Annotated in this window: 10 protein-coding genes; all 10 read right to left on the bottom strand. The window is 73.0% G+C overall.

Annotated elements, in window-relative coordinates:
• Positions 1-71 precede the first annotated feature (71 nt).
• Genes EFL26_RS05750 through EFL26_RS24630 form a run of 10 tightly spaced genes read right to left on the bottom strand, consistent with a single transcriptional unit; the run spans position 72 to position 10,126 of the window.
• A complete protein-coding gene (locus EFL26_RS05750; RefSeq protein ID WP_123221951.1) occupies positions 72-764 on the bottom strand; it encodes a dihydrofolate reductase family protein in 693 nt (230 codons plus the stop codon).
• Positions 746-1,246, bottom strand: coding sequence for a class III extradiol ring-cleavage dioxygenase family protein (locus EFL26_RS05745; RefSeq protein ID WP_123221950.1), 501 nt, complete (start codon positions 1,244-1,246; stop codon positions 746-748). Before EFL26_RS05745 ends, EFL26_RS05750 begins: the two co-directional genes overlap by 19 nt.
• A complete protein-coding gene (folP, locus tag EFL26_RS05740; protein WP_123221949.1) occupies positions 1,243-2,106 on the bottom strand; it encodes a dihydropteroate synthase in 864 nt (287 codons plus the stop codon). Before folP ends, EFL26_RS05745 begins: the two co-directional genes overlap by 4 nt.
• A complete protein-coding gene (locus EFL26_RS05735) occupies positions 2,103-3,062 on the bottom strand; it encodes a glucosyl-3-phosphoglycerate synthase (protein ID WP_123221948.1) in 960 nt (319 codons plus the stop codon). The genes folP and EFL26_RS05735 overlap by 4 nt, the downstream gene beginning before the upstream one ends.
• 23 nt (positions 3,063-3,085) lie before the next feature.
• Positions 3,086-3,754: a response regulator transcription factor gene (locus EFL26_RS05730; protein ID WP_123221947.1), complete on the bottom strand. Its 669-nt coding sequence runs from the start codon at positions 3,752-3,754 to the stop codon at positions 3,086-3,088.
• On the bottom strand, positions 3,751-5,145 hold the full coding sequence (locus tag EFL26_RS05725; RefSeq protein WP_183408047.1) for a sensor histidine kinase: 1,395 nt from the start codon (positions 5,143-5,145) through the stop codon (positions 3,751-3,753). The genes EFL26_RS05730 and EFL26_RS05725 overlap by 4 nt, the downstream gene beginning before the upstream one ends.
• Before the next feature lie 7 nt (positions 5,146-5,152).
• Positions 5,153-7,054, bottom strand: a complete 1,902-nt coding sequence (locus tag EFL26_RS05720) for an APC family permease (protein ID WP_342773513.1) — start codon at positions 7,052-7,054, stop codon at positions 5,153-5,155.
• A complete protein-coding gene (locus EFL26_RS05715; protein ID WP_123221945.1) occupies positions 7,051-7,392 on the bottom strand; it encodes a hypothetical protein in 342 nt (113 codons plus the stop codon). Before EFL26_RS05715 ends, EFL26_RS05720 begins: the two co-directional genes overlap by 4 nt.
• 29 nt (positions 7,393-7,421) lie before the next feature.
• Positions 7,422-8,609 carry a glycosyltransferase gene (locus tag EFL26_RS24075; protein ID WP_183408046.1) on the bottom strand — a complete coding sequence of 396 codons (1,188 nt, stop codon included), beginning with the start codon at positions 8,607-8,609 and terminating at the stop codon, positions 7,422-7,424.
• Positions 8,606-10,126: an ArnT family glycosyltransferase gene (locus EFL26_RS24630; RefSeq protein ID WP_123221944.1), complete on the bottom strand. Its 1,521-nt coding sequence runs from the start codon at positions 10,124-10,126 to the stop codon at positions 8,606-8,608. Before EFL26_RS24630 ends, EFL26_RS24075 begins: the two co-directional genes overlap by 4 nt.
• Between the last annotated feature and the right edge of the window lie 25 nt (positions 10,127-10,151).

Raw genomic sequence — 10,151 nt, 5'->3', positions numbered from 1 at the left:
TTCCTGAGCCTGCCGAAGGGCTCGCACCTCAACCACCCGGCGGGTCACCCGAAGCCAGCCGCAGGCGTCCCTTACCGCTCGACGATCCAGCGACCGATCAGCGTGCCCTGCTCCTCCAGGAGCACCGCGAGTCGCATCGGGACGTCGACGGCCTCGCCCTCGAGGATGCGGGGGTGGACGCCGCCGATCGTGCGGGGGACCCAGGTGAGGCAGAGCTCGTCGGCGACGTCGGCGGCCAGCAGGTCGCGGAGCAGGTGCGGGCCGCCCTCGCTGAGGAGGTCGCGGAACCCTCGCTCGACGAGCTCGGCCTTCATCGCGGCCAGGTCGACCTGGGACTCCCCCGCGACGATGACCTGGTCGGGCCCGAGAGTCTCGCGACACTCGGCGAGACCCAGCGAGTCGGCGCAGGTCACCAGCAGCACCGTGCCGGGAGGCGCGTCCTGGAGCTGCTCGGGCACCAGCCCGCGGTGCGACACGATCACCAGCGGCACGGCGGCGACGCGGTAGCGCTCGGTGCGCGCCGTACCGGCTCCGACGACGATCGCATCCGCCTGGGCGCGCAGCGCGTGGAAGACCCGCTTGTCCGCCTCGTTGTTGATCGATCCGCTCTTGCCCGACTCCCCGTTCGCGGCACCGTCGAGCGTGCTGACCATGTTGACCCGCAGCCAGGGCAGCGTGGGCGGTCGGTAGAGCGCCTCGAGGTCCCTGTCGTCGCCGACCTCTCCGGTCCCCCCGGCCTCGTCGATCAGGATCCGCACTGCCACCTCACCACCCAGTACTGCACGCCGTACGGCGCGTCGTCGTAGTCGACGTGCACGTCGGTCACCGGCCCGACCCGGCCCGCGACCTTGCGGAGCACGTCGGCGTCGGGCATCGCCCAGAGCTCGTCGGCGAGGTCCGTGTCGATCGCGGCGAGCGCCGCCTGGTCGCCCTCGGCGAGGGCCTTGCCGACCGCGGCGTCGAACCCGGCCGCCCGCTCGTCGAGGTGGCCGGGCGCCTTCTCGGTGCGCGTGGCCGAGCCGTTGGCCACGACGAGCAGGCCGGGCCCGTGACCGCCGCGCTCTCCGAGGAGGTGCTCCGCGATCCGGTGCGCCGAGCCCGAGCCCCAGAGGGCGGTCGCGGGACCCTCCTCGAGCAGCCAGGCGACGGCGGCGTCGACGGCTTCGCGGAGGTCGCTGATCGGGTCGTCGATCGAGGCGTACGCCGGCAGCAGGGCCAGCGTGGAGGGTACGAACACCACCCTCATGCCAGCCCCCGGATCGCACGCCGCGGCGGGCGCCGCCCCGCGATCGTGCTGACCATGTCGACCACCTGCCGGGTCTCGACCACCTCGTGGACCCGGTAGATGCGTGCCCCCGCCAGTGCGGAGATCGCGGTCGCCGCGAGCGTGCCGGTGAGCCGCTCGCCGACCGGCAGGTCGAGGCTCTCGCCGACGAAGTCCTTGTTCGACAGCGACACCAGCACCGGCCAGCCGGTCGCGACCAGCTCGTCGAGGCGACGGGTCAGCTCGAGGGAGTGGAAGGTGTTCTTGCCGAAGTCGTGGGCCGGGTCGATCACCACGCTGCGCCGGTCGACGCCCGCCGCGACCGCGCGCTCGGCGTACGCCGTGACGTCGGCGATCGCGGAGGCGACCACGTCGTCGTACTCGATCCGGAAGGGGCGCGTGCGCGGGGTGGCGCCGCCGGTGTGCGTGCACACGATCGCCGCGTCGTGCTCGGCCGCGACGTCGACGAGGGCGGGGTCGGCACCACCCCAGGCGTCGTTGAGCACGTCGGCACCGGCCTCGCAGACGGCGCGGCCGACGGAGGAGCGCCACGTGTCGACCGAGATCACCAGGCCGGGGTGGGCGCCCCGCACGCGCTCGACGAAGGAGACGACGCGCCGCTTCTCCTCGTCCTCGTCGATGAACGCGCCGGGCGCCGCCTTGATGCCGCCGATGTCGACGATCTCGGCGCCCTGGTCGACGACCTCCGCGACCCGGTCGAACGCCTTGTCCTCGGCCCAGGTGGCGCCCTTGTCGTAGAACGAGTCGGGCGTGCGGTTGACGATCGCCATCATCAAGGTGACGTCGTCGGGGAACTCGTGGCGTCCGAGCTTGAGCGTCATGCGAGGTACTCCTCGGCGGGCGGGCGCTCGGTGACCGGGACGGTGCGCAGCAGCGGAGCGATCCGGCCGTCGACCGGGTGGTACTGGCGCAGGCACACCTCGGCGTCGGTCGAGATCCCGAGACGCTGGACCGCGGCGGCCACGATCTGGGTGGCCATCGCCCCGAGGTCGCGCAGCGCCTGGTGGCGGTGGGCGCGGCGGCCGAGGTCGACCTGGGCGATCGCCCCGACGCCGAGGCGACGAGCGGTGTCGATCAGCGCCGTGGTCTCCACGGCGTACGCGGTCGGCACGCTCAGCGTCGCGAACAGCGAGCGCCGGATCGCCCACTCGCCGGCGAGCGGCTGCACCAGCCCGGCGAGCTCGGGGTAGAGCACGTTGATCAGCGGCCGGGCGGTGAGCTCGGTGACCCGGCCGCCCTCGAAGGCGGCCGCCTCCGGGTCCGACACAGCGTCGCCGTTGACGAAGGGCCGTTCGTAGAACCCCTTCACCAGCGCGATCTCGGGCCGGGTGAGCAGCGGGCCGAGCAACCCGGGCACGAAGTGCGTGTCCCAGTCGAGCAGGTCGGCGTCCATGAAGACCAGGACGTCGCCGCGGGTCACGAACAGCGACTTCCACATCGCCTCGCCCTTGCCGGGCACGGACCCGAGGTCGGGCCGGATCTCGGCGGACCGGTGCACGATCGCACCGGCGTCCTCCGCGACGGCGTACGTGTCGTCGGTGGAGTCGGAGTCGATCACCACGACCTCGTCGAGCAGGTCGGTGGTCTCCATCAGCGCCTCGCGCACCCGGCCGACGACGTCGCCGACCGTGGCCGCCTCGTTGCGCGCCGGCACGACCAGGCTCACGCTCAGCCCGCTCTCGGCCTTGGCCTTGAGCAGGTCCTCGAGGGCGTGGTCGCACCACGCGCCGGTGTTCGCGGCGAACCAGGCGTCGAGGTCGCGGGAGGCGTCGGACACGGTTCGAGGCTAGCGGCGATGCCCTACTCGGCCGTGAACCGGTAGCCCATCCCGGGCTCGGTGTGCAGGTAGCGCGGACGGGAGGGCTCCGGCTCGAGCTTCTTGCGCAGGTTCGCCACGAACACGCGCAGGTAGTTCGTCTCCACCCCGTACGCCGGTCCCCACACCTCGTGCAGGAGGCGCTCGCGGGAGACGAGCTGGCCCTGCCGGCTGACCAGCGCGGCGAGCAGCGCCCACTCCGTCGGCGTCAGCCGCACCGGCACACCGTCGCGCGTCACCTGCTGGGCACCGAGGTCGACGACGAAGTGCTCGGTGACCACCCGGTCCGCGGTCGCGGCGCGACGGACCGCCGCGCGCAGGCGGGCCATCAGCTCGTCCATCCCGAACGGCTTCGTCACGTAGTCGTCGGCCCCGAGGTCCAGCGCGTCGACCTTGTCGTGCGACCCGTGGCGGGCGGAGACCACGATGACCGGGATCGAGCTCCACTCCCGGAGCGCGCGGAGCACGTCGAAGCCGCTGCGGTCCGGGAGGCCGAGGTCCAGCAGCACCACGTCGGGCGCGTCCTCGCGGCAGGCCTGCAGCGCCGTGCGACCGTCCGCGGCGATCAGCACGTCGTGGCCCTGCGCCCGCAGCCCCAGCTCGAGGGCCCGGCGGATCGCCGGCTCGTCGTCGACGACGAGCACCCGGGTCACGTCGCCACCTGGTCCGACGGCGGTGTCGGCGCGACGGGCAGGGTCAGCACCATCGTGAGGCCGCCGCCGGGGGTGTCGCGGGCGGTGACCGTGGCCCCCTGCGCCTCGGCGAGACCCTGTGCGACGGTCAATCCGAGCCCGACACCCTCTCCTCCGGGACTGACACCCAGCCGCTCGAACGGCGCAAACATGCGCGGCTTGAGGGCGTCCGGTACGCCGGGCCCGTGGTCGACCACGCGGACCTCGACGTCGTGCCCGACCGCGGCCGCCTCGAGCTCGACCACTCCGCCGCCGTGGCGCAGCGCGTTCGCGACCAGGTTGTCGAGCGCCCGGTCGGTCAGGCCGGTGTCCACCCGGACGCACGGCAGCCCGTCGGGCACCACGATGGAGACCGGGCGCCTGGCGGCGGCGCGCGCGAGGAGGTCCTCGACCGGCACCTCCTCCAGGGCGAGGCGCACCCCGCCGGACTGCAGCCGGGTCATGTCGAGCAGGTCGGCGATGATCCCGGTGAGCCGGTCGGTCGCCTCCTCGATCGTCGCGAGCAGCTCCTGCCGGTCCGCCTCGGCCCACTGCACGCCCGGCGTGCGCAGCGTCGAGACGGCGACCTTCAGGGCGGCGAGCGGCGTACGGACGTCGTGGGAGACCGCGGCGAGCAGGGCCGTCCGCACCCGGTTGCCGAGCTCGAGCTCATGGGCCGCGTCGGCCTGCCTGGCCAGCTCGGCCTGTCCGCGGAGCAGGGCCAGGTGGCCGGCGAAGGCGGTGAGCACGCGCCGCTCGGCGTCGTCGGGCTCGTGCCCGGTGACGGTGAGCACCCACCCGTCGGGGAGCACGAACCGCCCACCGTCCACCGGTGCCGCCGGCACACCTGGCGCGGCCGGGGGGTCGAGCACCGCGGACGCGAACCCGAACCGCTCGCAGAGGACGCCGAGCAACCGGGGCACGTCGTCGTCGACCAGGGCAGAGCGGTTCAGCAGGGCGAGGTCGTCGGCCTCCCGGCGGGCCACGCGCGCCTGGTGCGTCTGTCGCGCGGCGGCGTCGACCAGCCCGCTCACCGCGGTCGCGACCACGAGGAAGACCACGATCGTGGCGACGTTCTCCGCGCTGGCGATCCGCAGCTGGTGCAGCGGCTCGGTGAACCAGTAATTGAGCGAGAACCCGGCGAGCAGCGCCGCAGCGACGGCCGGCCAGCGACCACCGAGCAGGGCGCAGCCGACCACGAAGGCCAGGAACACCATCGCCTCGAAGGACAGCGTGCTCGGGGAGCCGACGGAGGTCATCACGACCGTGAGCACCGCGGTCCCGAGCACCGCGAGCGCGTACGCCGCGACGACCCTCCGACGACTGAGCTCCCCCGTGCCTTCGGGCGGGCGAGCGCCGAGCGCGGTCCTCACGCCACCATTAGCCCACATGCACGTGCGGCCGGCGCTCGCGGTCCGGCTCGGCGCGGCGGAGCACCTCGCGCGTCACCGGCGCGACCTCGCCGAGGCCGAGCACCAGGAACCGCAGCAGCTGCGCCACCGGGTTGCCCTCGGTCCACTCGAAGTACACGTGCGGGATCACGCCCGTGCGGTCGCGGATCTCGAGCAGCAGTGCAGCCAGGGCGTTCGGCACGGAGGACGCCTCGAGCCGCATCACCCGGTGCCTGTCCCCCACGACCACCCCGGTCACGTCGACGCGGCCCTCGAAGTCCGACGGGTCGGTCACCGTGACCTCGACGAAGATCACGTCCGGATCGGTGGGGAGGTCGTGGTCGCGACGCACCTGCCGCACCTTGTCGGCGTACTCGGCGTGGGTGTCGGGGCCGGGCTCGTGCGCGACCAGGCGGATCGTGCGGCGAGCACAGTCCCGAACGAAGATCTGCGCGGTCGGGTCCAGGTGCACCTCCGTGGCGCGCGGCTCGAAGACGCGGCGCAGCCGGCTGGCGAACGACACCACCAGGATCGCCAGGATGAAGAAGCCTCCGATGCGCACCCCGTCCGGGCGCTCCATCACGTTGTCGGCGGTGGTGTAGGCGAAGACGACCGTGATGACGGCGAAGGCTGTCATCAGCCGGTGCTGACGGCGGCGCCGCGCGGCGATCGTCACGGCCACACCCGCGGACGTGAAGAGCACCAGCACGCCGGTCGCGTACGCCCCGCCCTGGGCGTTGACGTCCGCCCGGAACATCACGGTGACCCCGAACGCGATCGCGGTGAGCACGAGCACGAGCGGCCTCACGGCGTTCGCCCAGACCGGTGCCATCCCGTAGCGCGGCAGGTAGCGCGGGATGAGGTTGAGCAGACCGGCCATCGCCGACGCGCCCGCGAACCAGAGGATCGCGATCGTGGAGAGGTCGTACGCCGACCCGAACACGTCACCGAGGTAGCGATGTGCCAGCAGGGCCAGGGCGCGTCCGTTCGCCGGCCCGCCGTCCGCGAAGTCGCGCGGGGCGATCAACCAGGTGGTGACCAGGCTGCTGGTGACCAGGAAGACGCTCATCACCAGGGCCGCGGTCGTGAGCAGCCGCTTCGTGCCGCGGATCCGGCCGGCCAGCTCGCCCCGCGAGTCCCGCGAGCCGTCGACGTGCTCCATGACGGCCACCCCGGTCTCGAAGCCGGACATCCCCAGGGCGAGCTTGGGGAAGACCAGCACCGCGACGGCGACGATCATCACCGGGCTGCCGTGCTGCGCGGTCATCGCCCGGCTCCAGTCGCCGACGACGTGGGGCTGGCCGAGCACGTGGGCGAAGGCGACCGCGATCACCACGACGTTGAGCGCCAGGTAGACCACGACCAGCGCGACCGCCACACCGATGGCTTCGGTGAAGCCGCGCAGGAACACCGCGGCGAGAAGCACGAGGAGGCCCAGGGTGATCAGCACCTCGTGCCCGTGCAGCACCGCCGGCACGTGCGGGTTCTCCACGACGTGGGCGGTGGCGTCGGCCGCGGACAGGGTGATGGTGATCATGAAGTCGGTCGCGGCGAACCCGAGCAGGACCAGCACGAAGAGCTTGCCCGCCCAGTTCGGCAGCAGCCGCTCGAGCATCGCGATCGAGCCCTGGCCGTGCGGGCTCTCCTCGGCGACCCTGCGGTACACGGGCAGGGCCCCGAACAGGGTCAGGGCGACGAGCACGAGCGTCGCGACCGGCGACAGGACGCCGGCAGCGACAGCGGCGATGCCGGGCTGGTAGCCGAGCGTCGAGAAGTAGTCGACGCCGGTCAGGCACATCACCTTCCACCAGGGGTGGCGGCGTTCCTCCGAGGCGGAGGCCGGTCTCGCCGGGACCGGGACTGCGGCCTCGACGCGGATCGTGGCGCTCACCGCGGGAGGGAGCGGGTCGACCCGGTGCGGGCGGCGACGGCCAGGACCACCGCGAGCGCCAGCGCGAACAGCGCCCAGCTGGAGGCGCCGAAGCCGAGCTCGCCGTACCGGTGCTGGACGAAGCCGTTCACGACCAGCCAGCCGGTGGTGGCGATCGACGCGGCCGACCACCAGGTCTGGTGGACCCCGCACGCGGCGACGAGCACGAGGACGAGGCCACCGGAGAGCAGGGCGCCGGCCGGCCGACTGACGTCGACCACGGCCAGCCCGCCCCAGAGGGCGACGAACAGGCGGCCTGCAGGGCCGCGGCGGGTCGCCTCGAGGAGATCAGGTTCCATACCTCGATCGTCACGCGACGGAACGACGCTCAGGCCGGTCTTGACGGAACCTTGACGCTCGCGCGACGCACCTCACGCACCGGCGCCTGCGCGTGGAACACGTACTTCTTGTAGGTCCAGAACCGGAACACCGCGCCGAGGGCGAGACCGACCACGTTGGCGGAGATGTTGTCGGCCAGCGCGCTGGTGTAGCCGAGCACGTCGTGGGAGATCAGCAGGCAGGCCAGCGAGAACCCGAAGCCGATGACGCTGAAGAGGAAGAACAGCGCCAGCTCACGGCGCCGGTCGTCCGACGGCACGTTGCGCCAGGTCCACGCGCGGTTGCCGATGTAGTTGACCAGGATCGCGAGGACCACCGCGGCGGTGCGGGCGTACGCCGGGTCGAGGGCCTTGAACGGCTCGACCAGCCGGAACGCGTTGAACGCGACCACGTCGACGATGTAGCCGAAGCCGCCGACGGCGAGGAACATCAGCACCTCGGAGAACCGCCACACCAGCACGCGCGTCAGCGCCTCGGTGGCGATCGAGCCGGACATCTTCGACTGGCCCTCGGTGCGGTCGGTGAACGTGATCGGCACCTCGACGACGCTCAGGCCGGCCTGGGCGGCCCGCCAGGTGTTCTCGATCTGGAAGGAGTACCCGTTGGACTCCGACTCCAGCACGCCGATGTCCTCGAGCGCTTCGCGACGGAACGCCTTGAACCCGGCGGTGTTGTCGTGCACGCCGGTGCCGAGGACCAACCGCACGTAGAGGTTGCCGGCCCAGGACAGCAGCCGTCGCCGCCAGGCCCAGTTGGCCACGCCGCCGCCGTCGACGTACCGCGACCCGACGGAGACGTCGGCGTCGTCGAGCGCCGCGAAGAGGGCGGGCACGCGCTCCGGAGGGTGCGAGAGGTCGGCGTCCATCTGGGCGATCCGGTCGTAGCCGCGCTCGAGCGCCCAGGCGAAGCCGGCCCGGTAGGCGGCACCCAGGCCCGCCTTGCCGGGCCGCTCCAGCAGCCAGACCCGCTCGCCGAACTCCCGGCGACGGGTGACCAACCGCGCGGTGCCGTCGGGGCTGTTGTCGTCGACGACCAGCACGTCGGCGTACGGCGCGGCCGCCAGCACGGCATCGAGCAGCCGGTCGATGTTCTCGGCCTCGTCGTACGTCGGGACGACCACCAGGCAGCGCTCGGTGGCGGGCTCGTCGAGGGACTGGGCGATCGGCTCCGCGCTCACGGCAGCACCAACCCTCCGCAGGTGCCGGTCACGTGGAGCGGGGGCCGGTCGATGCCGCGCTGCAGGTAGACGAGGCGGCCGCAGATGCTGTCCAGGAGGCGGTAACGGGTCTCGATCATGGGGCGGATGTCCGCTCCTTCCAGGCGCTGCAGGGTGTGGTTGCCGCGCACGACGACCCAGGTCGGGGCCTCGGGACCGGCGAGGATGCCGCGGAGGAGGGTCATGTGCGGGTCGAGCGTGCGCGACGGCAGGCTCCACAGGTACGGGTACGGCGAGCTCATCCCGGTCGCTCGCGGGATGTCCGCGTCACCGAACGCAGAGAGCACGGTGTCGCCCGGCTGCGCCGACGCGGCGATCGCGCGACCGACCGTGTTGCCGGGCGCGGGTGCCGGAGAGGCCACCGAGGCCACGAGCGCCACCACCGCCGAGATGACGACCGCCGGCACCAGCACCCGGACCACGGGCGCCGTACGTACGGAGATCGCTCCCGCCGCCAGCGCCACGACCGGGATCGCCTGGACCAGGTAGTGCAGCCAGTAGCTGCCCCCGGCAAGGATCGACACGCAGGCGTACGTGCCCGCGGCCACGAGCCCCCACACCACGGCCGGGTGGCGCGGGCGCCGCAGCGCCACGGCGAGGAACGCCACCAGGATCAGAGGACCCGCGCTCAGCAGCGCGGAGAACCCGAGCCGGCCCAGCCGCAGCTGGGAGGCGTTGCCCGGAGTGGCCGCGATGACGTTGCCCGCGCGGATCCGGAAGGGGTACGTCGCCTCGTAGACGCCGAGCGGCGAGGTGCCGTGGGCCATCGCCCAGAGCATGACCACGGCGTACCCGACGGCACCGCCGACGGCCGCGAGGGCGAGCAGGTCACGGAGGGCCCGCCCGGTGATCCGCCGGGTCCGCCAGGCGACCGCCCAGCAGACGACGGCGAACACGACGACGTCGGCCATGTTCTGCTTCACCAGCAGCGCGAGCACGGCGGCGAGACCCGTGCCGAGGGCTGCGCCCCGAGCTGCGTGCGGGTCCTCGGAGTACACGGCCTCGACGGCGAGCCGGAGGCCGAGCGCGATGAAGGGGGCGGCCAGCAGCTCGCCGTTGACGGCGTCGGACCCGACCAGCGGCGAGATCAGCAGGCCCGCGGCGACGACCGCGGTCCATCCCGCGGCCCGGTGACCGAAGACGCGGCCCGATGTGGAGGCCAGCAGCCACACGGTCGCGGCCGCGGCGAGGGCGCCGAGGATGCGGAGGGCGGTGAGCCCGCCGGCGAGGTCGGCGATCCGGAACAGCCCGATCAGGAGCGGCGGCCGGTCGACCCAGTAGTTGCCGTACAGCGACGTGCCGCCGACGTGCCACTGCGAGGCCACCATGAGGAAACCGGCCTCGTCGGGGCTCGCGGGCCGGGCGACCAGGAGCATGCGCAGGGCCACGACCGCGGCCGTGGCGATCGGCACGACGGGGATGACCCTGCGGACCACCGGCTGCTCGGCCCGCGGCGGGGCGATCAGATCGGCGGTCATGGTCCCACTGTGCCCACGAGCCGCT

Origin of the sequence: Nocardioides pocheonensis, from assembly GCF_003725535.1 — a bacterium.
GTDB classification, from domain to species: Bacteria; Actinomycetota; Actinomycetes; order Propionibacteriales; family Nocardioidaceae; genus Marmoricola; species Marmoricola pocheonensis.
Note: the sequence above shows the minus strand (reverse complement) of the source record. Positions and strands in the feature narration are given on the sequence as shown.